We start from the raw sequence: 1,483 nt of genomic DNA on the forward strand, positions 1-1,483 counted from the left end.
AACAGCACCAAAATAATCCTGAAAAACTGGCGTTATTGCAACAGGTGTATGAATATGGCGAAAAAGTACTGCGTTAGCCAGATACTGATTTCACCTTGAAATGCCTGAAATATCGGATTAAAGGATAAAAATAAATGCCGAATGGTAACATTCGGCATCAGATTATTGACAAAGATATTTGATGAGGCAAGGTAGGGGCGGATTATATATCCGCCCGTTTGCGAAGTGCGGCATAAGCACTTAATCAATAAAGGAAAAATGCAAAGTGCGGTTCGGGGCGATATATAATCGCCCCCTACTTTTACAATATTAATCGTGTATTTTAACCTTTGTCAGCAGTCTAAAAAATCCCTTTTGCTTACACAAAAGGGATTTTTCATGGCGGTTTTTAGGGTTTGTTGGTGTTACCAAAGATATTTCAATTCAAGTCCGGCATTAAATTGTGACTCGATCACATCACCTTCGGCATAACCACCTTTCAGCGTGATATTGACCTGTTTCCCTAAGCGGAATACAGCACCGACTTCACTTTCTAAGCGGTTCTTAAACAGGGCGGCATTCAATGTGCTGTTGCTGACCTGCAACTGCGCCTTATGGTTTAGATTGGCTGTGTAGTAAAGTGCGGTATATAACGTTACACCGTCACTTGGCGACAAACCAAAGTGCTTATCTAACATGATACCGCTATGCGCTTGCCAGAAGTTAAGCGTTTGCTGCTGTATCGCGACGTTGTTGATACGATAATCCATGCTGCCTAAACGGTAGTAAGTGATATCAACCGATGGTTGTACTCCGATAGTACCAAACTGCCAGCGCTTACCAAGAGCAACGGAGGTGACCCAAGCGTGTTGTTTGACATCTTGATCAAATGCGTTCAACGTCGTTTTTAAGCGGTTATAGCTGATCACGGTACTGAGGTACAATTGATTGTCTAAAATCACTTTATTATATAAGCTTAGGCTATGGTTGCTGGTTTTACCACTTTGATTCTCAGCAAATTGATTATGCGCATTGCTGTGTCCGAACGCTAAACCAACCAACCAGTCACCGCCATCAAAGTTAATGGCTTTATCAACACCAAGTTGTTGACTGTAGAGATCTTGTTTGTAGTGACGGTAGTTGTCGCTGTGGTAGTTCATGCGCTCACGATCAACATTGCTCCATAACCCGCTGTTATCCGGTGTTAATCGATTAACGTATTGATTCAACAATGTTTGATTTTTGTTTAATTGGCTGATGTTGGCCGCTTGAGATGACAATGCAATATTCGCTTCTTGGCTAATCCAATTGTGCTGTGTATTTTGCTGTGCAGCGGCTTCTGCTTGGGCAGCAGCTTCTAAGCGGGCTTTTTCAGCCGCCTCGGCAGCAGCAATTGCTGCGGCTTGTGCCTCAGCCTTGGCTTTTGCGGCAAGAAGCTCTTTTTCTGCGGCATCAGCAGCAGCTTGCGCAGCGATTTCGGCAGCGGCTTTGGCTTCTGCTTCTA

General features: G+C 43.8%; 1 protein-coding gene. It reads right to left on the reverse strand.

All coding sequences use genetic code 11. The features are described 5' to 3' along the window. Positions 1–404 precede the first annotated feature (404 nt). Positions 405–1,483 (reverse strand): autotransporter outer membrane beta-barrel domain-containing protein (locus FHQ30_RS12580; RefSeq protein WP_139612333.1); only part of this gene is annotated, 1,079 nt, incomplete at its 5' end.

The organism is Testudinibacter sp. 'clade 2' (genome assembly GCF_006227735.1).
Lineage (GTDB): Bacteria > Pseudomonadota > Gammaproteobacteria > Enterobacterales > Pasteurellaceae > Chelonobacter.